Origin of the sequence: Sphaerisporangium sp. B11E5 (assembly GCF_039871875.1) — a bacterium.
GTDB lineage: Bacteria > Actinomycetota > Actinomycetes > Streptosporangiales > Streptosporangiaceae > Sphaerisporangium.
The window spans coordinates 1-21,325 of record NZ_JBDPMD010000031.1; the positions used below are offsets into that span (position 1 = coordinate 1).

Sequence of the window (21,325 nt, forward strand, 5' to 3'; positions counted from 1 at the left end):
CACCACCACCCCCACCGTCACCCCCACGGTCACGCCGACCGCCACCCCCACAGTGACTCCCACCGTCACGCCGACCGTCACCCCGACGACGGGCCCCGGTGGTTGCACGGCGGCGATCCAGACGGTGAACTCCTGGTCCGGTGGCTTCCAGTCCACCGTCACCGTCCGCGCCGGCACCAGCGCCATCACCGGCTGGACGGTCAACTGGACGTGGCCGGGATCGCAGGCCATCACCCAGTTGTGGAGCGGCATCCGTTCCGGCTCCGGAGCCAACGTGAGCGTACGCAACGAGTCCTACAACGGCAGGCTCGCCGCGAACGGCACCACCACGTTCGGCTTCACCGCTGGCGGCACCGCGGCGACGCCGGCGCTCACCTGCAGCGCTTCCTGACCGGGTGAACGGCGCGGCGACGCGCCGGTGGAGAACCAGCGGCACCCCCTCACGAGTGGGGGTGCCGCTGCCGCGTCTCAGCGGCCGTCCCTGACGGCCGAGCCGAGCACGAAGAACGACGCCGGGGAGCAGACGCCGGGGAACACGAAGCGCTCCAGGCGCCGCGGGCGCAGTCCGGCCCGTTCCAGGGCGGCCACGGTGTCGCGGCCGGTGTGGCAGCCGCCCGCCAGGTGCGGCCAGACGGTGGCGTCCAGCACCTTCTGCAGGCGGGCCATGCCGGGGGTGCCGGCGCGGACGTGTTCCAGGAAGCGGACCTCGCCCTCGGGCTTGAGCACCCGGACCGCCTCCGCCAGCGCGGCCGCCTGGTCGGCCACCGAGCACAACACCAGCGCGAACACCACGGTGTCCACGCTCGCGTCGCCGGCCGGCAACCGCTCGGCCGTCCCGGCGCGCACCTCGACCGGCACCGGCGCACCGGCCGCGGCGACCAGCGCGCGGGCACGCAGGTGCGGCTCCGGTTCGATCGCCAGCACCTGCTCGACGGCCGGCGGGTAGTGGGCGAAGTCGGCGCCGTCACCGGCCCCGACCTCCAGCACCCGCCCGCGCAGGCCCGCCAGCAGGGCCCGCCGCCGCCCGGCCAGGCCGGCACGGTCCATGGCCCGTGCCATCAACGGATACACCCGGCCGAACACCGGCCGGGGACGTGGCGTCCCCTCGCCGGGCGGTACGCGCGAGGCGCCGGTCACTCGGGGTCACCGATGCGCGTCGCGGTGAGCGCCAGGGTGGTGTAGCGCATCGTGAAGCCTCCTCCCGCCGCGTCGACGGCCGCGCCGACACCCGCGAGCACCTCCCGCAGGGTGTCCTTCGGGAGCCGGGTGTGCAGGCCGGTGGTGGGGATCAGGTCGAGCCACTCGTCGCGGGTGTAGGGCCGCTCCCAGGTGAAACGCCACTCCTGCGGCTCACCGAACGCACCCGCCTGACGGACGCCGCCGGCGGCCTTGGCGCACAGCGCCGAGTACCCGTCCGGGCCGGGATTCGCGCCCTGGATCATCGGCAAGTCGGGCAGCACCCGGCGGTAGACCGCGCCGAAGGCCTCATTCAGGTCCGGCGGGGGCTCGGGGGCGTTCCAGAACACCGCGAGCGGCCCGCCGGGGCGCAGCACCCGCGCCGCCTGCTCCGCTCCGGCGACCGGGTCCACCCAGTGCCAGGCTTGCGCGGCGACGACGGCGTCGAAGGTGCGGCCGGCCGGGTCCCAGGCTTCGAACGTCGCCACCTCGGTCTCGATGCCGCCGCGCCGGGCCAGGCCCGCCATCCGCGCGTCGGGGTCGACGCCGAGCACCCGGCAGCCGGCCGCCTGGAACTGCCGGGCGGCGATGCCGGTCCCGCAGCCGACGTCCAGCACGTCGGGACCGGGGGCGGCGGCGACGATCCGGTCCACCAGGGCGCCGGGGTAGCTGGGGCGTGCCCGGTCGTAGCGTTCGGCGTCCAAGCCGAACGACTCGGCGACCTCCCGGGCCTGGTGCGGTTCCTGTGGGGGCGTTCCCGGTAGAGTGGGCATATGCCCACCCTAGTGGGCAAGTGCCCACTCGTCCATCCGGCGGAAGGAATCCAGGGTGCCGACAGGGGTGGCCATCCGCGACGTGCGCGAGCAGCTTTTCGCCGCCGCCGAGCGCGTCCTGCTCCGGGACGGCCCGAGCGCGCTGACCAGCCGGGCGGTGACCACGGAGGCGGGCTGCGCCAAGGGGGTCCTGCACCGGCACTTCGCCGACTTCGACGCCTTCCTCACCGAGCTCGTGCTGGACCGCATCGCCCGGATCGACGCCCAAGCCGCCGCCCTGCGCGACGCCGCGGGGACGGGCACCGTCGCGGGCAACCTCGCCGGCGCGCTGACGGACCTGTTCGGCACGGTCGCCGTGGCGATCGTCGGCCTCATCACCTCCAGGGACGAGCTGCGCGCCCGGCTGCGCCAGGTCCTGCCGTCCGGCGTCCCGGTCCTGGCCGAGGCCACGGCCATGATCGCCGCATACCTCACCGCCGAGCGCGGGCTCGGCCGCGTCGCCCCGCACGCCGACGTCGACACGCTCGCCCCCACACTCATCGGCGCCGGCCACCTGCTGTTCGCCGACCGCAAAGGCACCCCGCCACATGACGAGGCCGTGCACCGGGTCGTGGCCACGGTCATCGCGGGCGTCGCGCCGTGAACCGGCAGGGGATGAACCTCTCCGGGGTGTCCGCGCGGCATGGCCTGACCGGCCCGAGGGCAGGTCACGGGGCGAACCCGTTCCCGGCCGTGACGCCGCAGGAAGGACCCGTCATGCCCGAGTCTCGCCCACCGTTCCCGCCCTTCGACCTCGAAGGCGCCATCGAGAAGGTCCAGGCGGCCGAGGACGCCTGGAACACCCGCGACCCGCACCGGGTGAGCCTCGCCTACACCGAGGACTCGGTGTGGCGCAACCGGGAGACCTACCTCGTCGGCCGGCCCGCGATCGTCGAGTTCCTCACCGGCAAGTGGCGGCGCGAGCTGGACTACGTGCTGCGCAAGAGTCTGTGGAGCTTCCACGAGGACCGGATCGCCGTCCGCTTCCAGTACGAGTGCCGCGACGCCGCCGGGCAGTGGTACCGCAGCTACGGCAACGAGCTGTGGGAGTTCGACGAAGGCGGCCTGATGCGGCGCCGTGAGGCCAGCATCAACGACGTCCCCATCGCCGAGGCCGACCGCCGTCTCGTCGGCCCGCGCCCGGCAGGCGAGTACGGCGTCGACATCCCGCTGTGGTGACGGGCCGGCGCTAGCCGGGCAGGAGCCGGACCTCGGCGGCGGGCAGGTCGTGCCACCAGCGGTCGAAGCGGCGGTAGACCCGGGGTTCGCGGCCGGCCAGCAGCGCCACCAGGCTCTTGGCCTCCGCGGCGAGGCCCTCCCAGGTGTCGTCCGGCAGGCGGTGGAAGGCCGTGGCCTCGATGCCGCCCTCGATCGGGCGCCACACGCCGGCCACGTGGCCGTCGACCAGCAGGGTCGGCAGGACGTCGCCGTTGGTGCGCGTCACGAGCTTGCGGTAGTCCGGCGGGATGACGCGGCTCCGGTCGGCGTGTGCCAGCAGCACGCTGTCCCACATGGCCATCAGCCTCGGCGGCGCCGGGGTGTCCCCGTGCGGGCGGGACGCGCCGGGCACGTCGAAGAGCGTCTCGCCGGCGGGCCCCTCGAGCTGCTCCAGCTCGCCTGCGAGGGCACGCAACGCCTCGCGGGCCCTGGCGCGCTGGACGAGGGCGAACTGCGCGACGTCCAGGGCCGACGCCGGGCCGAAGCCCTCCAGGTAGCGGCGGGCCAGCACCCGAAGGGACTCCTCGGTGGTGTCCCCCGTCGCCGGGCGTGGGGCCGCCGCGACGTACGACGGGCGCGGGCCGAACGACCACGGCCCTCCGGCCGGGGCGTGCAGCAGCGGGGCGACGTACCGCAGTGCCCACCACACCCCCGGTTTCGGCAGCACGCCGGCCCGGGCGTCCACCCAGGCCTCCATCTCGGCGGCCGTCCGTGGCCGCTCGGCGTACTCCAGCAGATCGGGGATCAGCGCGTCGGCGTCGGCGGCCGTCAGCCCGGTCCTGGTGAAGCGGCGGTCGCAGAGCCGGGCGCCCCGCAGCGACGGCCGCATGGCGTCGTGGAAGGCCGCGTGGTCGCCGGCGTGCACGGCGTGCAGCGTGATGCGGAGCAGCGTGCCCTTGACGAGGAGGCGGCCGGCGAACGCGGCGTCGAGCTCGGCCGGGTCGAAGTCGGTGAGCCGGTTCCACAGCGCCAGGTAGGGCGACGCCGCCTGCTGCGCCTGCAGGGCGACCACACGACGGACCGCGTCCACGACGTTCACCGGCTCCCGGCGCAGCAGCATCTGCCGGTCGAGCGTGGCGCGGTTGAGCTCCCGCGCGGTGATCTTCATGGTGCGGGGCGGCTACTCGACGGCGTCGAGGAAGACGAGCACGCGCCGGGTGAGGAGTGTGGCGGCGGCCTCGTCGTAGGAGGGCAGGCTGGTGTCGGCGAACAGGTGGCGGTCGCCGGGGTAGAGGAACAACTCGGCCGACGGAGCCGTGCGGACGAGGTCGCGGGCCGCGTCGATGTCCCCTTCGCCGGCGAAGGAGGGGTCGTCCTCCATGCCGTGGATCTGCACCGGCACGTCGGCGGGCCAGGCACCGCCGAACTCGGAGACCGGGATGCACGACTCGAACAGCAGCGCCCCCTTCGCCCCGGCCCGTGTCTGGGCCAGCATCTGTGCCGGCAGCACGCCCATCGAGAACCCGGCGTAGACCAGCCCGGCGGGCAGCGCTTCGGCGGCCGCCGCACCACGCTTGATGATGGTGTCGAACCCGGTCTGCCGGACGTGGGCCATGCCCTCCGGCGACGACCCGAAGGTGCGCCCGTCGTACAGGTCGGGCACGTGCACGGTGTGCCCGGCGCGCCTGAGCTCCTCGGCGAAGTCACGCACCCCGGGCGTCAGCCCGAGCACGTGGTGGTACAACAGCACCTCGGCCATCTCGCTCCCCATTCTTGCGGCGGCGGGGCCAGGGGCGTCCCGCTCGCGACGAGCATGCCGTACCGGTCCGACATTCTCTCCGCAGGTTCTCAGGCCCGGGGCCAGTTCCTGAGAGCGGTGTCGAGGGCGTCCAGGGTACGGGACCACGAGACGTCCACCTCGCGGGGGTGACGGCGGAAGCCGCCCGCCGTCTCCAGGCTCACATAGCCGTGGAACGTGCTGTGCAGCATGCGGACCGCGTCCGTCTGGTCGGGTTCCGGCAGGTCGTAGCCGCGCAGGATCGCCCGCGTCATGTCCGCGTGCCGGCGCGCCGCGCCGACGTCCACGGTCTCCTCGTCGAGCTCGCCCTGCGCCGCGGCGTACCGCCCCGGGTGCTCCTTGGCGTAGTCCCGGTAGGCGTTCGCGAAGGCCACCAGCGCGTCCTTGCCCGCCCGCCCGGCCAGCGCGGCCGCGGCCCGGTCGGCGAGCTCCGCCAGGGCCAGCGACGCCACCTTGACCCGGAGGTCCCGCGCGTCCTTGACGTGGGAGTACAGGGCGGCGGGTTTGACGCCGAACCTGCGCGCGAGCGCCGAGAGGGTCACGTTCTGGAAGCCGATCTCGTCGGCCAGCTCCGCCGCCGCGCGGATCAGCCGTTCCGTGGTCACTCCCGCACGTGCCATGAGCCGCCCTTCTTACAGGTTTTAAGTATTTGCATACTACCTTTAAGGGCGACTAGCCTCGCGCCCCATGAGACCCCTCACCGAACACGACATCCGCACGTCGTTCGTCAATTGCTCCAAGGGAGAGGCCAAGCGCCTCGGCCTTCCCAGGGACCTCGCGGACCACCCCTGGGGCGACCTCGACTTCCTCGGCTGGCGAGATCCCGGCGCCCCCGAACGCGCCTACCTGGTCGCCGACCGCGACGGCCTCCTCGTCGGGGTCGCCCTGCGGGTCACCTCCGGCGCGTCCCGCAACTTCACCGCCCGCAGCATGTGCTCGGTGTGCCTGACCACCCACACCAGCGGCGGCGTGGCCCTGATGACCGCACGCCGCACCGGCGAGGCCGGCCGCCAGGGCAACACGGTGGGCCAGTACCTGTGCGTCGACCTCGCCTGCTCCCTGTACACCCGGGGGAAGCGGGAGGCCGCGGGCGGCGGGGTCGTCGACGAGTCCCTCACCGTGGAGGAGAAGGTCGCCCGCACGCAGTCCCATCTGCATGCGTTCCTGGACAAGGTGACCGGGTGACCGATCGAGCGGGGTTCGAGGTGCAGCCGGCTGTTGGCTAGTCAGTGGGGCGGCGTGCTTGTCTTGCTTCGCGGTCGATTGCCCAGGCATCCGTCACCGGGCCTACGTGCACGAGTTTGTCGGGGTTGATCACCGCGCGAATCGTCTGGATCTGCGCGTCGAGGATGTCGAGCGCCACGGTGTGGAGCACCTTGCCGTCCCGGTCGCGGAAGATCGCGCCCGGCTGGCCGTTGATCTCGCGCGGTTCCACGACGACGCCGATCAGGGCCATCCGGGGGAAGACGGAGGCGAGCAGCCGGGCCACGTTCTCGGCGCCGATGACGGCCCTGGCCAGCTGAGGGGCCTTGCCTCCGCCGTCGCCGACCATCGAGACGTCGGCAGCCAGCAGGTTCCGCAGGCCGACGACGTCGCCTTCGCGGAGGGCGTCGAAGAATCGCGACGCCAGTTCTTCCCGCTCCTTGCGGTCCGCCTCGAAGCGGGCCCGGCCTGTGGCCATATGGCGCCGGGCCCGTACCGCCAGCTGGCGGCACGCCGCCTCCGAGCGCCCCACGGCCGCCGCGACCTCGGGAAAGCCGAAGTCGAACACCTCCCGCAGCACGAAGACCGCCCGCTCGAGCGGGGACAGCCGCTCCAGCAGCACCAACGCCGCCATCGACAGCGAGTCGGCCAGCTCGGCCGACCGCTCCGGGTCCTGGTAGGGGTCGGCGAGCAGCGGCTCGGGCAACCACGGCCCGACGTACTCCTCCCGCCGTACGCGGGCCGAGCGCAGCACGTCGATCGAGATCCGGGTCACCGTGGATGACAGGAACGCCTTGACCGACCTGGGCTCGGCCGGGGTGGCCTCGTAGCGCAGCCAGGTCTCCTGGACCGCGTCTTCGGCCTCGCTCACGCTGCCCAGGATCCGGTAGGCGATCGAGAACAACAGCGGCCGCAGTTCCTGAAACTCCTCAGCCCTGCTCATGCCGGCTCCTTCGTGATCCCCTGCCGCCACGAGGGGTAGCGCGGCCGCCGGCCGAGCTCCCGCCCGGCCCTGACGTTGGAGGAGCCGCGCCCCTCGGTCGTCATCATCACCGCCATCGGCACTGTGTGTCACCGCCGGTCAGCCGGTGAAGGGATCGAGGACGAAGCGGCCCCACGCGATGAACGCCGCGACCGCGAGGTAGATCAAGTTCAGCAGCACGAACGCGGACTCCCCGCGCCGGCCGTGGGTGATCATCGCGCCGGCCATCAGCAGGATCCAGCAGCCCGCGGTCACCGGCACCAGAACCGGCGCGATGTCGAGCACGGCGGGCAGGATCAAGCCCACCGCTGCCAGGAGCTCAAGGACACCCAGGGTCTTGACGAAGCCGGCACCGGCGTCTGCGGTCCATCCCCCACCATGCACCGCAGCCAGTTTCTCCTTGGGCACGAACGTCTTGCTGATTCCGCCGCTCAGCGCTACCGCGGCCAGCAGCCCGGCAGCGATCCACAACGCGAGGTTCATCGTCTACTCCTTGATCGAGGATTGCCCGCACCCTCTAGACGAGACAGCAGCCCCGCCAGTGACATCTCCGAACACCTGCGACGAGCTCGCGATCGTGAGGGGCTCACACCCGTGTCACAGCTCAGCGGGGTGTCTCGTCTCAGAGGGCATGACGAACTCGGAACAGACCACGGTGCTGACCACCGGAGGCAACAAGAGGCTCGGCTCTGAGGCGGCCCGTCGGCTCGGGGAACAGGGCTGGACGATCTTCCTCGGCTCGCGCGACGAAGGGCGGGCGGCCGCCGATGAATGAAGACGCCGGCGTATGGCAGGCCCCTTCAGCTCAACTCACCGAGAGCACTCGAACCGACAGGAGCATCACATGAAGCACCGTATCGTCGTCCTGGGCGCCGGCTATGCCGGGGTCTACGTGGCCGGGAACCTGGCCCGCCGGCTGTCCCCGGCGGACATCGAGATCGTCGTGGTCAACGCCGTTCCGGACTTCGTCGAGCGGCTGCGGCTGCACCAGCTCGCGGCCGGCCGGGACATCGAGCCTCAAAGACTCGCCGATGTCTTCGCGGGGACGCGGATACGGCTGCGCGTGGCCCGGGTCGTCGCCGTGGACCCCGAGCGCCGGGTCGTCGCCGTGGCCGACGGCGGCGAGCTCGGCTACGACACGCTTGTCTACGCGCTCGGCAGCCACGGTGACGTCGAAGGTGTCCCCGGCGTGGCCGAGCACGCCTTCGACGTCGCCGCCCGGCCCTCGGCGCTGCGCCTGCGCGAGCGCCTGGACAGCCTGGACAGCCTGGGCAGACTGAGCGAGGGCGGGAGTGTGCTGGTCGTCGGCGATGGGTTGACCGGCATCGAGACCGCCACCGAGATCGCCGAATCGCGACCCGGCCTGGCGGTGACGCTGATCGCCCGCGGCGAGCTGGGCGCCCGGCTCTCTCCCGGTGCCCGCGTCCACCTGCGCCGGGCCTGCGACCGGCTGGGGGTCACCGTCCTGGAGCACACCAGCGTCGAAGCCGTCGAAGCGACGCGGGTGCTGTGCGCCGGCGGCACCGTCCTCGTGTCGGACGCGACCGTGTGGACGGCCGGGTTCGCGGTCGGCCCCATCGCCGCCGCCGGCGGACTGGAGGTCACCCGGGACGGCCGGATCGTCGTCGATCGCACCATGCGGTCGGTCTCGCACCCGAACGTCTACGCCGTCGGTGACAGCGTCTACGCCATCGGTGACAACGGCAGGCCGCTCCCGATGTCCTGCGCGTCGGCCGGCTACACCGGCGGGCAGGCGATGCACGCGATCGTGGGACGCCTGACCGGCCGCACGATCGTAAGGACCAGGCTGGTCCACACGTACAACCACATCAGTCTCGGCCGGCGGGACGGGATCTTGCAGATGGTCGACGACCGAGGGCACGCGAAGCCGAAGCATGTGGGCGGCCGGAAAGCCGCGCGGGTCAAGGCGGGCATCCTCACGATGTCGCTGTGGGCGAACTCGCACCCGACCTTCGGCCTGCCCAAGCGCAAGCGCCGCCTGGCCGCCGCGCCGGACGCGTCCGGGGAGAACGGGGCACGAGCCGCTGGGCCGGGCGCCGAAGGATCTGTCCGGACGGTCACGTAGCCGCCTCGGGTGGTCCGGCAGCACCCTGCGCGGCTCCTGGCCTCACCGGTCGGATGACAGGTGGACACGCCGCTCGCCGGCGCCGGGGTCGGTGAAGGCGAGCAGGCGGGTGGCCTCGGCCTCGATGGTGTCGTGGGTGGACGGGGGCAGCGGGCGCAGCGGCTCGACGGTCAGGGTGACGGCGCCGCCGGTGCGGGTGCGGGTCCAGGTGGCGGCCACCGTGCCGTCCACCAGGACGGTGGCGGCCACCGCGTCGCCGACGCAGACGCGGCGGCGGATCTCGTCGGTCATCATGCGGGTGCGGTCGGCGTAGGCGAGCAGAGGCGCGTCGAACTCCGGGAGGAAACGCACCGGGGCCGGGGTGCCGGGGTCGGGCAGCGGGGCGTCGGGCAGGTCGAACAGTTCGCGGCCGGACTCGTCGGCGTAGGTGCGCAGTTCGGGGCGCATCCGGTCGAACACCTCGGGCAGGCCGCTCAGGCCGGACCAGGCACGGGCGTCGGCCACGCTCGCCGGGCCGAACGCCGCCAGGTATCGCCGCACGAGAAGCCGCAGGTCGCCCTCCGTGGGGTCCGGACGCACCCCGGTCCACGCGGCGCAGGCGTACGGCGTCGCGCCCCGGACGTTCCACGTGCCGCTCGGCGCCGGGTGCACCACGGGCATCAGGTACTGCACGCTCCAGCCGAGCGCGCCCGCGTCCGCGCCGGGGCGCCGCCGGGCGAGCAGCCGCCCGAGGTCGGGCCGGGTGATCACCGTGCCCCCGGCGAGCAGCTCCGCCGCCTCGGCGACCAGCGCGTCCAGGTCGACGCCCGCGGTGCGGGAGCCGAACGCGTTGCGCTGCACGCGGCGCAGCAGCGGGCCGAGCGCCGGGCGGACCAGGCGGAAGTCCGGCACCGTCACGATGTGCTGGGTGGCGCGCATCAGGGGCGAGCGCACCAGCGACCGGTCCTCGACGGCGGCGGTCAGGTCGCCGATCGTGAACCGTTCGAGCCTGCTCCACAACGCCAGGTACGGCACGTTGGGGGCCTGGGCGTTGAGGCCGAGGAGCCGCTCCACGGCGGTGAGGACGGGCAGGTCCGCACGGCGCAGCAGGAGCTGGCGTTCCAGCACGGCGCGGTTGAGCTCCCGCGTGCTCAGCACCCGCGCGGCCGGGCGGGCGCTCACGTCGGCGGGCCTACCCGCGGGACTTCTGGTGGCCGTCGCGCGGCCCTGCGCCGAGGTCGTCATACCGGCCACGCTAGGGGTGATTCAGGACGTTTTCTGTCCTGAATGTGCCTGCTTCTGGATGGCGAACGAGATCCAGACGTCGGGTGGCAGGTCCGGCCTTCCGGGCACGGGCCGGCGTTCCTCGCGCCACGCGCGGCCGGCGGCGCCGGCGGCCACCCGGCGCCAGAAACGCACCGCGGCGAGGTTGTCGTCCTGGAAGGCGACCTCCCACGCGCCCGGGTGCCGGGCGAGGACGTCCAGGGACGCGCGCAGCCCGATGCCGGCTCGCCGCGCGCCGCGCGTGACGAAGAAGCTGTTGAGTACACGGGTCCGGCCGGCCAGGCCGCGGACGAAGGCGAAACCGACGGGGCGCTCGCCGCTCGTCACCAGATAGGGCGCCCAGTCGGCATCGGTGAACGCCGCGTGGAGCCGCTCGCTGCGGAAGGTGCCGTCCGGGTTGGGCAGGACGCCACGGAACTCGGACAGGTCGTGGCGGAACATCAGCCAGAGACGCTCGACGACCGGGCGATCGGCGTTCCGTGCGAGGCGTACACATATGTCGGACATGAATCTCCTTGATGGGTCCGGCCGCGGCGCTTCATTGATCGTCGAGAAAGACCTCTTCGATCTTCAGGTTGAACAGCTTGGCGAGACGGAAGGCGACGGGAAGGCTCGGGTCGAACTTCTCCGTCTCGATCGCGTTGATCGTCTGCCGTGACACGCCGATACGCTGTGCCAGGTCAGCCTGTGTCCAGGAGCGTTCGGCCCGAAGGTCCCTGATGCGGTTCTTCATCGGTATCTGATCTTGCCGGCGATGACGGCGACGACGTAGACGACTCCCATGAGCGCGGGCAGGACGGCGACATCGACGTCGTGGACGACGAGGTCGGCGGCGTTCGCGACGACGTAGGTGAATCCGCCGACCCACCCCGCTCCGAGGGTGATCGCCAGCGCGTCCTGCATGATCTTCCGCTGCAGTTCGTCTTGTCCTCGGAGAAAGCGCGCGAAGGCGACTATCCATCCGATGCCGACGACAAGATTGGCGGTGACCGCGGCCCAGCTCGCCACCGGTTGCCGCGAATCCCACAAGAGGCCGGGACCGAACCTGGCCAAGGCGAGGGTCGCCACCCAGGCGAGTGTCCAGATCACGAGGCGGACGGTTGTCTCGATCGAGTCCCGATAGGCGCCGGTCTCGTCGTGTGCTTGCACGGGTTGCCCTTCCTGTGGCGGGAAGTCAAGTACACTTGACACGCTAGGAGGTGCCGGGCCGTGATGTCAAGTACACATGACACCGACCGGCCCGACCCCGGTGCGGCACGGGACCGCCGTCAGCCGATCTGCGCGCACGAAAAAAGCCTCCTCGGCGCATGGGAGCCATGCCGAGAAGGCTTGAGACGCCTGTCCGGGGACAGGGAGACACTGTCTGGATCAATCATCTCATGGCACGACCCCATGCTGGAACGGTGGTGTGGCTCCCCGCGCCCCCGGCGGACGGGTGATGATGAGGCCATGGCGGGACGCGGGGGGAAAGCGGCGATCTGGGCGGGCGGCGTGCTGTTCGCGGGGGCCGTGGTGGCGATGGGGGTCTACTTCGCCCGGGTCGGGCTGGAGAACGCCGACCGCACCGCCAGCGTGGTCGGCGCCTTCGTCGGCGTCGCCGGCCTCGCCGTCACCCTGTACGCCCTGGTCAACGGGTCTCGTACGCCGGCGCCTCCCCCGCCGGACGCCGAGGACGGCCACGGTGCCACGTACAACACCGTCAAGGACGGCACCGTGCACGGGCCGGTCATCCAGGGCCGCGACTTCCACGGTGACATCACGCTGGGCCCGGTCCCGCCGCGACCGGAGGAGCCGCCTCCCGGCGGGCGGGGCACCGTCCGGTAGGAGCCGGCGCCACGCCGGTGGGCGGGCGGTAAATCGGTTGCCCGCGAGAATCATGGTCTGCTGTACTCGCCGGCGAACGTACCGGTCTACCCAGGGAGAAGAAATGCGCGCTACGTCCATGTCCCTCGGAAAGGAATTCACCTCCGTCGTGAAGGACATGACGTTCGTTGCGTACTTTGAACCTGGGAATCCTGGCGCATGTCGACGCCGGTAAGACAAGCCTGACCGAGCGGCTGCTCTTCGCCGCCGGCGTCATCGACGAGGTCGGCAGCGTGGACGCCGGCAGCACGCGCACCGACTCGCTGGAGCTGGAACGGCGGCGCGGCATCACCATCAAGTCCGCGGTCGTGTCGTTCGTCGTGGGCGGCGACGTCACGGTCAATCTGATCGACACCCCTGGTCACCCCGACTTCATCGCCGAGGTGGAGCGGGTGCTGAGCGTGCTCGACGGCGCGGTGCTGGTGGTGTCGGCCGTGGAGGGGGTGCAGGCGCAGACCCGCGTGCTGATGCGGACGCTGCGGCGGCTGGGCATCCCGACTCTGATCTTCGTCAACAAGATCGACCGGGCAGGCGCGGACTATGAGCGTGTTTTTCAGCAGACATCGGAAAAACTAACCCCGGCGGTCGTCTCAATGGGCGCGGTGCGCGCCCCGGGCACCCGCGACGCGGATTTCACCCGCCACACCGCGGACGATCCCCGGTTCGTCACCCGATTGATCGACCTGCTTTCCCTGCATGACGAGGAGTTCATGGCCCTGTGCCTGGACGACCCGGCCGCGGTGCCCCCTGAGCGTGTGCGCGCGGAGCTGGTGGCGCAGAGCGGACGGGTGCTCGCGCATCCGGTGTTCGCCGGGTCGGCGATCACCGGGGCGGGGGTGGAGGCGCTGATCGCCGGGATCAGGGAGCTGCTGCCCGCGGAGAAAGGCGACGACGCCGGCCCGGCGTCCGGCACCGTCTTCAAGATCGAGCGAGGCCCGGCCGGGGAGAAGATCGCCTACGTGCGGGTGTTCTCCGGGACGCTGCGCGTGCGGGACCGGCTGTGGCCCGGCGGCAAGGAGGGCAGGGTCACCGCGATCAGCGTGTTCGAGGACGGCTCGGACGTGCGGCGCGCGTCGGCCGGCGCGGGCCGGATCGCCCGGGTGTGGGGCCTCGGCGAGGCGCGGATCGGCGACCACATCGGCACGCCGCCCGCCACCGCCGCTGAGCACCACTTCGCGCCGCCCACCCTGGAGACCGTCGTGGTGCCGTGCCGCCCCGCCGACCGGGCGGCGCTGCACGCCGCGCTGACCCAGCTCGCCGAGCAGGACCCGCTGATCGACCTGCGGCAGGACGACGTCCGGCAGGAGGTGTCGGTCTCCCTGTACGGGGAGGTGCAGAAGGAGGTCATCCAGTCCACGCTGGCCGGCGACTACGCCCTGGACGTCACCTTCCACGAGACCACCACCATCTGCGTCGAGCGTCCCGTGGGCGGCGGCGCGGCGGTGGAGATCATCGACAGGGACCCCAACCCGTTCCTCGCCACGGTCGGGCTGCGCGTGGAGCCGGGGCCGCCGGGCAGCGGGGTGCGGTTCGGGCTGGAGGTCGAGCTCGGGTCGCTGCCGCACGCGTTCATGCGCACGGTCGAGGAGACCGTACGGGAGACGCTGCGCCAAGGGCTGCACGGGTGGGAGGTCGTCGACTGCGTGGTCACCATGACGCACTCGGGCTACTGGCCGCGGCAGAGCCACTCCTGGGCCGTCTTCGACAAGACCATGTCCAGCACCGCCGGCGACTTCCGCAACCTCACCCCGCTGGTGGTGATGGAGGCGCTGCGGCAGGCGGGCACCGCGGTGTACGAGCCGATGCACCGGTTCCGCCTGGAGATCCCGGCCGGCGCCCTCGGCGCGGTGCTGCCGGAGTTGTCACGTCTGTGTGCGGTGCCGCGCTCGTCGTCCACCAACGGCCCGGTGTCGGTGGTGGAGGGCGAGATCCCGGCGGCGCGGGTGCACGGCCTGGAGCTGCGGCTGCCCGGCCTGACCAGCGGCGAGGCCGCACTGGAGTGCGTCTTCGACGGCTACCGGCGGGTGCGCGGCGAGGTGCCGTCCCGGCCGCGGTCGGACCTCGACCCGCTGGACCGGGAGGCTTACCTGCTCCGGGTACGGCGGCGGATTTGACCTTCGAGCCGCTCGAAGGTGCACAGTCATGGCCGTGAACGACGACACCGCCTCCCCGGCCACGGGCTCCCCGGCCACGGGCTCCCCGGCCACGGGCTCCCCGGCCACGGGCTCCCCGGCCACGGGCTCCTCCACCACGGGCTCCTCCACCACGGGCTCCTCCACCACGGGGCTCAGCACCGTCGGCATGGTTTCCCGTCGCACCGGCCTGTCGGTGCACACCGTGAGGTTCTGGTCCGACAGCGGCCTGGTTCCGCCGAGCGGCTGGTCCGCCGGCGGGTACCGGCTGTACGACGCGGCGGCCGTCGCCCGGTTCGACCTGGTCCGCACCCTGCGGGACCTCGGCGTCGGCCTGGAGGACGTCAAGGAGATCCTCGCCGGGCGCGCCACGCCGGCCGAGGTCGCGGGCCTGCACGCCCGCGCCCTACCGGGCGCCGGGCGGCTCGCCGGGCTGCGGGAACGGCTGGAGCTGCTCGCCGACCCCCGCGTGGAGCGCTACTGGCTGCTGCTGGCGCTGCTCAACGGGCGGATCTCCTCCCCCACGGTCATCCCGGAGTTCCACTGGGTGATCGCGGCGCTGCGGGCGCACGGCTGAGCAGGGCGCGGCGGGCCGTGCCGAGGGTGGCGACGCCGGCGCCGATGTCGGTGGCGGTGCTGGCGGCGTAGCCGAGGACCAGGCCGGGCGGGCCGGGGCGCCGGCGGTGCCAGGACAGCGGCTGCGCCTTGACGCCGCGGGCCAGGGCCGCGGCGGCCAGCTCGGTGTCCGGCGGTCCGTCCGCGAAGGTGATCATCAGGTGGAGGCCGGCGGCGGCGCCGTGCACGGTGGCCTCCGGCAGGTGGGCACGGATCGCGGCGATCATCGCGTCGCGGCGCCGGTGGTGGCGCCGCCGCAGGAAACGGAGCTGGCGTTCCAACTGGCCGGACTCCATCAACTGGGCCAGCACCAGTTGCGGCAGCACCGCGTTGCCGAGGTCGGCGAATCGCTTGGCCTCGATCAGGGCGTCCCGGTACCGGGCCGGCGCCACCACCCAGCCGACCCGCAGCGCCGGGGCCAGCAGCTTGGACACGCTGCCGGCGTAGCAGACCCGCTCGGGCAGCACCGCCCGCAGCGCGGGGACCGGGGGCCGGTCGTAGCGGTGCTCGGCGTCGTAGTCGTCCTCCACGACCAGCCCGCCCCCGGAGGCCCACCGCATCAGCTCGCGACGCCGTTCCCCGCCGAGCACCACCCCGGTGGGGAACTGGTGCGCCGGGGTGAGCAGCACGGCGGGGGCGCCGCACGCGCGCAGTTCCTCCACCACGACGCCCTCGCCGTCCACGGGGACCGGCGGGGTGGCGAAGCCCGAGTGCCACAGGTGCTGGCGGGTGCCGAGCGAGCCGGGGTCCTCCACCGCGATCTCGGTGACGCCGTCCTCGCGCAGCGCCCGCGCCAGCAGCCCGAGTGCCTGCGCCACCCCGGCCACGACGAGCACCTCGCCGGGGTCCACCCGCACGCCCCGGGTGCGGGCCAGCCACACGGCCACCGCCCGCCGCAGCGCCGGGGCGCCGCGCGGGTCGCCGTAGCCGAGGTCGGAGGCCGACAACGACGCCAGCACCGCCCGCTCGGCGCGCAGCCACTCCGTGCGGGGGAACGCGGCGAGGTCGGGCACGCCGGGTGACAGGTCGATGCGGGCCCGGGCCGCGCGCAGCGCGTCGAACACCCCCGCGTCCGGCTCGGTGCCGAACAGCGCGCCGGGCGGGGGTGCCGCGGGGACCGGGGCGGGCGGGGGCCCGGGGACGGTCAGCGGGGCGGCGACCACGATCGTGCCGCCCCGGCCGCGCCCGGCGACGTGGCCGTCCTCGGTGAGCCGCTGGTAGGCCTCGGTCACCACGCCCCGCGACACCCGCAGCTCCCCCGCCAGCACCCGGGACGCCGGGAGCCTGCTGCCCACCGGCAGGCGGCCGTCGCCGATGGCCCGCCGCAACTGCTCGGCCAGCCAGCCGGAACGGCCGCCGGCGGGGGCGTCGGCGATGTCGAGCTGCAGGAAATCGGAACCAGAGGTTATGGACCGGTCGTCCAGGCGTGATTTGGCCCTGCTCACCAGGCCATTGTGCCAGCAGAGTAGGTGCGTCGACATCGCCGACCCAGGGACGGGCCCTATGACGTACATCCAGCACGCGGCGGACATCTGGTCCGCCCATCCCGATCTGGTCGCCGGGGTGGTGGTCGCCACCGGGATCACCCCGGACGGCGACACCGGCGCCGATGTGGAGGAGTTCTCCGCCCTCGCGCGGGCCCGGCTGGCGGCGGCCCCGGAGGCCGAGTTCCCCGAGATCCAGGCCTGGCGCCGCGCCTTCTCCCGCATGGGACTCAAGCCCACCCAGTACCGCTGCGCCTCCGAGGCCCTGCTGCGGCGCCTGCGCAAGGAGGGCGCCCTGCCGCGGATCCACCCGCTGATCGACCTGTGCAACGCGATCTCCACGGCCTTCGCGATCCCGGTGGCCGCGCTGGACACCACCCGCGTCTCCAAGGGCCTGGACGTGCGGCCCGCGCACGGCGACGAGACCTACCACACCCTGTCCGGCCAGGCGGAGCACCCCGACCCCGGGGAAGTGATCTTCGCCGACGCCGCCGGCCATGCCCACGCCCGCCGCTGGACCAACCGCCAGAGCGGCCACTCGGCGGTCAGGGACACCACCGCCTCCGTGTTGATCGTCATGGAGGCGATGCACGGATCGGCCGCCGAGGACGTGCCGAGGCTGATGGACGCCCTCGCCTCCCGGCTGAGCCGCACGTGGGGCGGCACCCCGTCCACCGCGCTGCTGACCGCCGCCGTCCCCCGCGCGGAGTTCTCCGTGTGAGCCCCTCCACGGAGGTGGTGAGCATGGCGCACGCCGCCACGCCCCCACGGGGGGCGGGCTGTCGCCGGTGCGGGCCGTGGGGAGGGGGCGGTTGACGGGCTCCACGGATGTACCTTAACGTCAAGCATTCCAATTTTTGGAGTAATTGAGGATGTCATGACGCGAACATCACCACCTGTGATCATCATCGGTCCGGACGGCAGCCGGGCCCCGGCGGCCCCCCTGCCCGCGAAGTCGTCCGCCGTGTCCGCGGCGACCAGGGCCACGACCCCGGCGGCCGGACGCCGGTGGCAGAAGCCCACGGAAGACACCAGAGGGCACGGCCGGGTGCCCGCCGTCCACGAGGAGCGCCGATGATCTTGGTGACCGGAGCGACCGGAAGCGTCGGGCGGCACGTGGTCGCCGGGCTGCTCACCCAGGGCGAGCGGGTGCGCGCGCTGACCCGCGACCCCGGGCGGGCTTCCATCCCCGGGCAGGCCGAGATCGTCCGCGGCGACCTCGGCGCACCGGACGAGCTGGGTGACGCGCTGCGCGGGGTGCACGCCGTCTACCTGATGGCGATGGGCGGCGCCCCGCGGCGGTTCGCCGAGCTCGCCGAGCGCTGCGGCGTGCGGCGCGTCGTCGTGCTGTCCACCAGCGACGTGCTCGACAACGTCGAACGCCAGCCGGACGCGGTCGCCGAGCTGCACGGGGCGTTCGAGCACGCCGTGGCCCGCACCGGCATGGAGTGGACGTTCCTGCGCCCCAACGAGTTCGCCGGCAACAGCCTGCACTGGGCGCCGCAGATCATGGCAGGCGACGTGGTACGCGCCCCCTACCCGCTGGCCCGCACCGTACCGATCCACGAGCGGGACATCGCCGCGGTCGCGGTCCGCGCGCTCACCGAGGACGGCCATCACGGCGCCAAGTACGCCCTGACCGGCCCGCAGCTCATCACCCACGCCGACCAGCTGGACCTGATCGGCGCCGCGATCGGGCGCACCCTGCGCATGGAGGAGATCTCCGCAGGCGAGGCCCGCGAGCAGATGACCCGGTACGCGCCCCCCGCGATCGTCGACGCCGTGCTCGGGCAGCTCGCCGCCGCGGTGCACCACCCACCGGCGCCGACCGGCACCGTCGAGCAGGTCACCGGCCGCCCGCCGTACTCCTTCGCGGAGTGGGCCCGCGAGCACGCCGCCGACTTCCGGTAGCCCACCGGCTACGCTGGCCCCCGGCCTCACCTGTCGAGTGACGAATCCCGGGGGTTGGCGTGTCCGGCGACACCAGGCAAGACGGTACGAAACAGCACTTGATCGACGAGCTCATGCGGGCCCTCACCGATCTGCAGACCGCCTCCGACCAGGTCGACCACGCCGCCGGCACCGCGCTGGGCCTCAACCGGACCGACGCCCGCTGCCTGTCGTGCCTCGTCACCCGCGGCCCGATGCCGGCGGGCGACCTGGCCGTCGCGGCCGGCATCGCCCCCACCGCGCTCACCTTCGCCGTCGACCGGCTCACCCAGGCCGGTCACGCGGAACGGCGGCGCGATCCCGCCGACCGCAGACGGGTGCTCATCGCCGCCAGCGACAAGGCGCTGCGCCTGGCGGAACAGATGTGGAGCGAGACCGTCGCCGAGACCCAGCACCAGCTTTCGGAGTACTCCCCCGAGGAGCTGGAGTTGCTGACCGGCTTCGTCACCGGCCAGATCGAACTGCAGCGACGCCAGGCACGGCGGATCACCAAGGACGCCTGAGCGCGCCGAGCCCCGCCTGGTGGGACACTCCAGGGCCATGACCAGGGGTTTCGTGTGCGGGCGGAGGGCGGGGGAGGTAACGTCTCCAGCATCGGGGGATGGAGGTCCTGTCATGCCCGTCATCGACCTCACACAGATCAGTGCCGTCGTTTTCGACACCGACGGCGTCGTCACCGACACCGCTCGTGTGCACGCGGCGGCCTGGAAGCGGGTGTTCGACGCCTTCCTGCGCAGCCGCCCGGGGCCGTTGGAGCCGTTCGACGTCCGCCGCGACTACCTCACCCACGTCGACGGGCGGCCCCGGCAGGACGCCGTGCGGGCCTTCCTCGGTTCCCGGGGCCTGGCCCTGCCGGAGGGCACGCCCGGCGACCCGGCCGGCGCGCCCACTGTGCACGGGCTGGCCAGGGCCGAGGACCTGCTGTTCCTGGAGCAGGCCGGGCGGCACGGCGTGGCCGCGTTCCCCGAGACCGTGGCGCTGCTGCGCGACCTGCGGCGCCGCGGCTGCCGCACCGCCGTGGTGTCGGGCAGCGGGAGCTCCCGCGCGGTGGTGGCCGCCGCCGGGGTGCTGCACCTGTTCGACACGCTGGTGGACGGCGAGGACGCCGCACGCCTCGGCCTGCCCGGCCTGCCCGACCCCGCGTTGCTGCTGGAGGCCACCCGCCGCCTCGACGTCCCGCCGAGCGCCGCCGCGCTGGTGGAGGACGCCACCCCCGGCGTCGCCGCGGGCAGGCGCGGCGGGTTCGCCCTGGTCGTCGGCGTGGACCACGGCGGCCGCGCCGCCCGTCTCACCGACTCGGGCGCCCACGCGGTGATCACCGGCCTCGGCGAACTGACGATCAGAGGGAAAGTGCGGGTCGGCACCCGCTGACCGGGAGGGGGTGCCCGGCCGTGAGGGTCGCCGGAGTGGACGGGGGGGATCCGATGGCACGCGAGCGCGGGTCGCCCGGGGATCTCGGGCGGCGCATCGCCTATCAGCGCAGGAGCCTCGGGCTGACCAGGGCGCAGCTCGCCGCGCGGGCCGGGATGGCGCCGGGGTTCGTCACGTACCTGGAGGAGCACGCCGCCCCGCTCAGCGAGGGCTCGCTGCTGCGCCTGGCGGCCGCGTTGCACACCACGGCCGACGAGCTGCTCGGCGGCGGGCTGGACCGGCCGCCGGGGCAGGGACGCCCGCCGCGGCGGCCCGAGACGCGGGAGCTCACACCGCCGGAGTGCCTGCGGCTGATCTCCTCCGGCGGTGTCGGGCGGGTCGCGTTCGGCGCGGCGGGGGCCCCGGCCGTGATGCCGGTCAACTTCATGACCCGCCACGGCACGATCGTCTTCCGTGTCGCCGAGGACGGCCTGCTGCACCGGGTGCTGCGCGGCGCGCCGCCGGACCACCCGGCCGAGATCAGCTTCGAGGTCGACCACGTCGACGAGGCCGGCCGCAGCGGCTGGAGCGTGCTCGTGCAGGGGCCCGCCCGCCGCCTGCCCCCGGGCGAGACCACGCCGGCCCCCGGCGTCGAACCCTGGGTCGGCGGCGAACGCGACGTCTACGTCGAGATCACGCCCCGGTCCGTCACCGGCCGCCGGGTGCACGGCTTCTGACCCGGCCCGCCGGTGGCCGGGGTCACCGTGCGCGCCGGGCCCGCAGCACCGTGTCGTGGCGGTGGTGGGTGCCCGGCGGCGCGGGGGCGGTCCGCGGGCGGGTCTCGTCCACCAGGACGGTCCAGTCGCCGCCGAGGAGCCCGGCGATGCCGGCGGGATGGTGGTAGTCGCCGGGGTCGAAGCCGTGGTCGTGGCCCGGCGGCAGGTCGGCGGGGTCGTGACCGGCGACGAGCAGGGTCCCTCCCGGGGCGACGGCGGCGAGCAGGCCGAGGAGCGCGGTGTCTCCCGGCTGCCGCGGAAGCGGGAAGTACTGGACGGACACCAGGTCGAACTCACCGGCCGGCGGTGGCGTGGCGAGCAGGTCGGCGTGGGTCCATGTCACGCGGCCGGCGACGTCCGCGCCCGCACGGGCGGCGCGGCGCAGCGCGACCCGGGAGATGTCGGCCGCGGTGACGCGCCATCCGCGCCGGGCCAGCCACAGCGCGTCGGCGCCCTCACCGCAGCCCACGTCGAGCGCACGCCCCGGCGGCAGGCCGGTGACCTCGGTGACCAGCACCCCGTTGGGTGCGCCGCTGAAAAGCTGGTCGCGGCTGCCGTACATGTCGTCCCAGTACTGTGCGTCCATCGTCCTCGCCTCGGGTGGGGCCGGGTCGGTCAGGGCACCACCCTGTCCCCGCCGGCGGGGGCCCGGCAAAATTTCTTGCCGGAACCGCAAC

At 73.4% G+C, this 21,325-nt stretch carries 28 protein-coding genes; 15 read left to right on the forward strand and 13 right to left on the reverse strand.

Going from position 1 to position 21,325, the window contains the following annotated elements; translation table 11 throughout:
- On the forward strand, positions 1 to 391 hold a 391-nt coding region (locus tag ABGB17_RS24820), incomplete at its 5' end, for a cellulose binding domain-containing protein (protein ID WP_347633543.1).
- Between the two features lie 77 nt (positions 392 to 468).
- On the opposite strand, the gene ABGB17_RS24825 is transcribed toward ABGB17_RS24820, so the two are convergent.
- Both ABGB17_RS24825 and ABGB17_RS24830 read right to left on the reverse strand, forming a co-directional pair.
- Positions 469 to 1,059, reverse strand: a complete 591-nt coding sequence (locus ABGB17_RS24825) for a methyltransferase domain-containing protein (protein ID WP_347633545.1) — start codon at positions 1,057 to 1,059, stop codon at positions 469 to 471.
- Positions 1,060 to 1,133: 74 nt separating this feature from the next.
- Positions 1,134 to 1,949: a class I SAM-dependent methyltransferase gene (locus ABGB17_RS24830; protein ID WP_347633547.1), complete on the reverse strand. Its 816-nt coding sequence runs from the start codon at positions 1,947 to 1,949 to the stop codon at positions 1,134 to 1,136.
- A gap of 55 nt (positions 1,950 to 2,004) precedes the next feature.
- Between ABGB17_RS24830 and ABGB17_RS24835 the strand changes: the two genes are divergently transcribed.
- Both ABGB17_RS24835 and ABGB17_RS24840 read left to right on the forward strand, forming a co-directional pair.
- Positions 2,005 to 2,592 carry a TetR/AcrR family transcriptional regulator gene (locus ABGB17_RS24835; protein ID WP_347633549.1) on the forward strand — a complete coding sequence of 196 codons (588 nt, stop codon included), beginning with the start codon at positions 2,005 to 2,007 and terminating at the stop codon, positions 2,590 to 2,592.
- 113 nt (positions 2,593 to 2,705) lie between these two features.
- On the forward strand, positions 2,706 to 3,167 hold the full coding sequence (locus ABGB17_RS24840) for a nuclear transport factor 2 family protein (RefSeq protein WP_347633551.1): 462 nt from the start codon (positions 2,706 to 2,708) through the stop codon (positions 3,165 to 3,167).
- A gap of 10 nt (positions 3,168 to 3,177) precedes the next feature.
- On the opposite strand, the gene ABGB17_RS24845 is transcribed toward ABGB17_RS24840, so the two are convergent.
- From ABGB17_RS24845 to ABGB17_RS24855, 3 genes are all read right to left on the reverse strand, one after another.
- Positions 3,178 to 4,314, reverse strand: a complete 1,137-nt coding sequence (locus ABGB17_RS24845) for a winged helix DNA-binding domain-containing protein (protein WP_347633552.1) — start codon at positions 4,312 to 4,314, stop codon at positions 3,178 to 3,180.
- Positions 4,315 to 4,326: 12 nt separating this feature from the next.
- Entirely contained in the window at positions 4,327 to 4,905 is a 579-nt protein-coding gene (locus ABGB17_RS24850) for a dienelactone hydrolase family protein (RefSeq protein WP_347633554.1), read from the reverse strand.
- An 89-nt stretch (positions 4,906 to 4,994) separates the two neighbouring features.
- Complete coding sequence (locus tag ABGB17_RS24855) at positions 4,995 to 5,564, reverse strand: WHG domain-containing protein (RefSeq protein WP_347633555.1); 570 nt, start codon at positions 5,562 to 5,564, stop codon at positions 4,995 to 4,997.
- A gap of 67 nt (positions 5,565 to 5,631) precedes the next feature.
- Here ABGB17_RS24855 and ABGB17_RS24860 point away from each other — a divergent pair, with 67 nt between their 5' ends.
- Entirely contained in the window at positions 5,632 to 6,129 is a 498-nt protein-coding gene (locus ABGB17_RS24860; protein ID WP_347633557.1) for an FBP domain-containing protein, read from the forward strand.
- 37 nt (positions 6,130 to 6,166) lie between these two features.
- Here ABGB17_RS24860 and ABGB17_RS24865 read toward each other — a convergent pair whose 3' ends face one another.
- Together ABGB17_RS24865 and ABGB17_RS24870 are read right to left on the reverse strand one after the other, a co-directional pair.
- Positions 6,167 to 7,090: an RNA polymerase sigma-70 factor gene (locus ABGB17_RS24865; protein WP_347633559.1), complete on the reverse strand. Its 924-nt coding sequence runs from the start codon at positions 7,088 to 7,090 to the stop codon at positions 6,167 to 6,169.
- 138 nt (positions 7,091 to 7,228) lie between these two features.
- A complete protein-coding gene (locus tag ABGB17_RS24870; protein WP_347633561.1) occupies positions 7,229 to 7,612 on the reverse strand; it encodes a DoxX family protein in 384 nt (127 codons plus the stop codon).
- A 148-nt stretch (positions 7,613 to 7,760) separates the two neighbouring features.
- Between ABGB17_RS24870 and ABGB17_RS24875 the strand changes: the two genes are divergently transcribed.
- Positions 7,761 to 7,904, forward strand: coding sequence for a hypothetical protein (locus ABGB17_RS24875; RefSeq protein ID WP_347633563.1), 144 nt, complete (start codon positions 7,761 to 7,763; stop codon positions 7,902 to 7,904).
- A gap of 69 nt (positions 7,905 to 7,973) precedes the next feature.
- Complete coding sequence (locus ABGB17_RS24880; protein WP_347633565.1) at positions 7,974 to 9,215, forward strand: FAD-dependent oxidoreductase; 1,242 nt, start codon at positions 7,974 to 7,976, stop codon at positions 9,213 to 9,215.
- Positions 9,216 to 9,257: 42 nt separating this feature from the next.
- On the opposite strand, the gene ABGB17_RS24885 is transcribed toward ABGB17_RS24880, so the two are convergent.
- The 4 genes from ABGB17_RS24885 to ABGB17_RS24900 are packed head-to-tail and all read right to left on the reverse strand — an operon-like array spanning position 9,258 to position 11,627.
- A complete protein-coding gene (locus ABGB17_RS24885; protein ID WP_347633567.1) occupies positions 9,258 to 10,439 on the reverse strand; it encodes a winged helix DNA-binding domain-containing protein in 1,182 nt (393 codons plus the stop codon).
- A gap of 21 nt (positions 10,440 to 10,460) precedes the next feature.
- Entirely contained in the window at positions 10,461 to 10,985 is a 525-nt protein-coding gene (locus ABGB17_RS24890) for a GNAT family N-acetyltransferase (protein WP_347633569.1), read from the reverse strand.
- A gap of 31 nt (positions 10,986 to 11,016) precedes the next feature.
- Complete coding sequence (locus tag ABGB17_RS24895; protein WP_347633571.1) at positions 11,017 to 11,211, reverse strand: helix-turn-helix transcriptional regulator; 195 nt, start codon at positions 11,209 to 11,211, stop codon at positions 11,017 to 11,019.
- The gene (locus ABGB17_RS24900; protein WP_347633573.1) at positions 11,208 to 11,627 is read right to left on the reverse strand and encodes a hypothetical protein; all 420 of its coding nucleotides are present in this window, start codon (positions 11,625 to 11,627) and stop codon (positions 11,208 to 11,210) included. Before ABGB17_RS24900 ends, ABGB17_RS24895 begins: the two co-directional genes overlap by 4 nt.
- Positions 11,628 to 11,927: 300 nt before the next feature.
- Here ABGB17_RS24900 and ABGB17_RS24905 point away from each other — a divergent pair, with 300 nt between their 5' ends.
- The 3 genes from ABGB17_RS24905 (at position 11,928) to ABGB17_RS24915 (ending at position 15,050) form a co-directional block, all read left to right on the forward strand.
- Complete coding sequence (locus ABGB17_RS24905; protein WP_347633575.1) at positions 11,928 to 12,302, forward strand: hypothetical protein; 375 nt, start codon at positions 11,928 to 11,930, stop codon at positions 12,300 to 12,302.
- 176 nt (positions 12,303 to 12,478) lie between these two features.
- Complete coding sequence (locus ABGB17_RS24910; protein ID WP_347633577.1) at positions 12,479 to 14,455, forward strand: translation factor GTPase family protein; 1,977 nt, start codon at positions 12,479 to 12,481, stop codon at positions 14,453 to 14,455.
- Between the two features lie 28 nt (positions 14,456 to 14,483).
- Positions 14,484 to 15,050: a MerR family transcriptional regulator gene (locus tag ABGB17_RS24915; protein WP_347633578.1), complete on the forward strand. Its 567-nt coding sequence runs from the start codon at positions 14,484 to 14,486 to the stop codon at positions 15,048 to 15,050.
- On the opposite strand, the gene ABGB17_RS24920 is transcribed toward ABGB17_RS24915, so the two are convergent.
- Positions 15,001 to 16,533 carry a PLP-dependent aminotransferase family protein gene (locus ABGB17_RS24920; RefSeq protein ID WP_347633580.1) on the reverse strand — a complete coding sequence of 511 codons (1,533 nt, stop codon included), beginning with the start codon at positions 16,531 to 16,533 and terminating at the stop codon, positions 15,001 to 15,003. The two genes, ABGB17_RS24915 and ABGB17_RS24920, sit on opposite strands and share 50 nt — an antisense overlap.
- Positions 16,534 to 16,591: 58 nt before the next feature.
- Between ABGB17_RS24920 and ABGB17_RS24925 the strand changes: the two genes are divergently transcribed.
- From ABGB17_RS24925 to ABGB17_RS24950, 6 genes are all read left to right on the forward strand, one after another.
- Entirely contained in the window at positions 16,592 to 17,293 is a 702-nt protein-coding gene (locus tag ABGB17_RS24925) for a phenylalanine--tRNA ligase beta subunit-related protein (protein ID WP_347633582.1), read from the forward strand.
- 177 nt (positions 17,294 to 17,470) lie between these two features.
- Positions 17,471 to 17,650 (forward strand): hypothetical protein, encoded by a 180-nt coding sequence (locus ABGB17_RS24930; protein WP_347633584.1) that lies wholly within the window; start codon positions 17,471 to 17,473, stop codon positions 17,648 to 17,650.
- Positions 17,647 to 18,483, forward strand: a complete 837-nt coding sequence (locus ABGB17_RS24935) for an NAD(P)H-binding protein (protein ID WP_347633586.1) — start codon at positions 17,647 to 17,649, stop codon at positions 18,481 to 18,483. Before ABGB17_RS24930 ends, ABGB17_RS24935 begins: the two co-directional genes overlap by 4 nt.
- Before the next feature lie 98 nt (positions 18,484 to 18,581).
- Positions 18,582 to 19,025, forward strand: coding sequence for a MarR family transcriptional regulator (locus ABGB17_RS24940; RefSeq protein ID WP_347633591.1), 444 nt, complete (start codon positions 18,582 to 18,584; stop codon positions 19,023 to 19,025).
- Between the two features lie 112 nt (positions 19,026 to 19,137).
- Positions 19,138 to 19,893 (forward strand): HAD family hydrolase, encoded by a 756-nt coding sequence (locus ABGB17_RS24945; protein WP_347633593.1) that lies wholly within the window; start codon positions 19,138 to 19,140, stop codon positions 19,891 to 19,893.
- Between the two features lie 53 nt (positions 19,894 to 19,946).
- On the forward strand, positions 19,947 to 20,609 hold the full coding sequence (locus ABGB17_RS24950) for a pyridoxamine 5'-phosphate oxidase family protein (protein WP_347633595.1): 663 nt from the start codon (positions 19,947 to 19,949) through the stop codon (positions 20,607 to 20,609).
- A gap of 22 nt (positions 20,610 to 20,631) precedes the next feature.
- On the opposite strand, the gene ABGB17_RS24955 is transcribed toward ABGB17_RS24950, so the two are convergent.
- On the reverse strand, positions 20,632 to 21,234 hold the full coding sequence (locus ABGB17_RS24955) for a methyltransferase domain-containing protein (protein ID WP_347633597.1): 603 nt from the start codon (positions 21,232 to 21,234) through the stop codon (positions 20,632 to 20,634).
- Positions 21,235 to 21,325 lie beyond the last annotated feature (91 nt).

Excerpts from the sequence above, each read along its gene's own strand:
- ABGB17_RS24915 (WP_347633578.1), top strand. The coding sequence starts at position 14,484 with ATGGCCGTGAACGACGACACCGCCTCCCCGGCCACGGGCTCCCCGGCC.
- ABGB17_RS24840 (WP_347633551.1), top strand. The coding sequence starts at position 2,706 with ATGCCCGAGTCTCGCCCACCGTTCCCGCCCTTCGACCTCGAAGGCGCC.
- ABGB17_RS24935 (WP_347633586.1), top strand. The coding sequence starts at position 17,647 with ATGATCTTGGTGACCGGAGCGACCGGAAGCGTCGGGCGGCACGTGGTC.
- ABGB17_RS24865 (WP_347633559.1), bottom strand. The coding sequence starts at position 7,090 with ATGAGCAGGGCTGAGGAGTTTCAGGAACTGCGGCCGCTGTTGTTCTCG.
- ABGB17_RS24875 (WP_347633563.1), top strand. The coding sequence starts at position 7,761 with ATGACGAACTCGGAACAGACCACGGTGCTGACCACCGGAGGCAACAAG.
- ABGB17_RS24895 (WP_347633571.1), bottom strand. The coding sequence starts at position 11,211 with ATGAAGAACCGCATCAGGGACCTTCGGGCCGAACGCTCCTGGACACAG.
- ABGB17_RS24825 (WP_347633545.1), bottom strand. The coding sequence starts at position 1,059 with ATGGCACGGGCCATGGACCGTGCCGGCCTGGCCGGGCGGCGGCGGGCC.
- ABGB17_RS24850 (WP_347633554.1), bottom strand. The coding sequence starts at position 4,905 with ATGGCCGAGGTGCTGTTGTACCACCACGTGCTCGGGCTGACGCCCGGG.
- ABGB17_RS24890 (WP_347633569.1), bottom strand. The coding sequence starts at position 10,985 with ATGTCCGACATATGTGTACGCCTCGCACGGAACGCCGATCGCCCGGTC.
- ABGB17_RS24885 (WP_347633567.1), bottom strand. The coding sequence starts at position 10,439 with ATGACGACCTCGGCGCAGGGCCGCGCGACGGCCACCAGAAGTCCCGCG.
- ABGB17_RS24955 (WP_347633597.1), bottom strand. The coding sequence starts at position 21,234 with ATGGACGCACAGTACTGGGACGACATGTACGGCAGCCGCGACCAGCTT.
- ABGB17_RS24880 (WP_347633565.1), top strand. The coding sequence starts at position 7,974 with ATGAAGCACCGTATCGTCGTCCTGGGCGCCGGCTATGCCGGGGTCTAC.
- ABGB17_RS24950 (WP_347633595.1), top strand. The coding sequence starts at position 19,947 with ATGGCACGCGAGCGCGGGTCGCCCGGGGATCTCGGGCGGCGCATCGCC.
- ABGB17_RS24905 (WP_347633575.1), top strand. The coding sequence starts at position 11,928 with ATGGCGGGACGCGGGGGGAAAGCGGCGATCTGGGCGGGCGGCGTGCTG.
- ABGB17_RS24860 (WP_347633557.1), top strand. The coding sequence starts at position 5,632 with ATGAGACCCCTCACCGAACACGACATCCGCACGTCGTTCGTCAATTGC.
- ABGB17_RS24925 (WP_347633582.1), top strand. The coding sequence starts at position 16,592 with ATGACGTACATCCAGCACGCGGCGGACATCTGGTCCGCCCATCCCGAT.
- ABGB17_RS24830 (WP_347633547.1), bottom strand. The coding sequence starts at position 1,949 with ATGCCCACTCTACCGGGAACGCCCCCACAGGAACCGCACCAGGCCCGG.
- ABGB17_RS24855 (WP_347633555.1), bottom strand. The coding sequence starts at position 5,564 with ATGGCACGTGCGGGAGTGACCACGGAACGGCTGATCCGCGCGGCGGCG.
- ABGB17_RS24845 (WP_347633552.1), bottom strand. The coding sequence starts at position 4,314 with ATGAAGATCACCGCGCGGGAGCTCAACCGCGCCACGCTCGACCGGCAG.
- ABGB17_RS24870 (WP_347633561.1), bottom strand. The coding sequence starts at position 7,612 with ATGAACCTCGCGTTGTGGATCGCTGCCGGGCTGCTGGCCGCGGTAGCG.
- ABGB17_RS24945 (WP_347633593.1), top strand. The coding sequence starts at position 19,138 with ATGCCCGTCATCGACCTCACACAGATCAGTGCCGTCGTTTTCGACACC.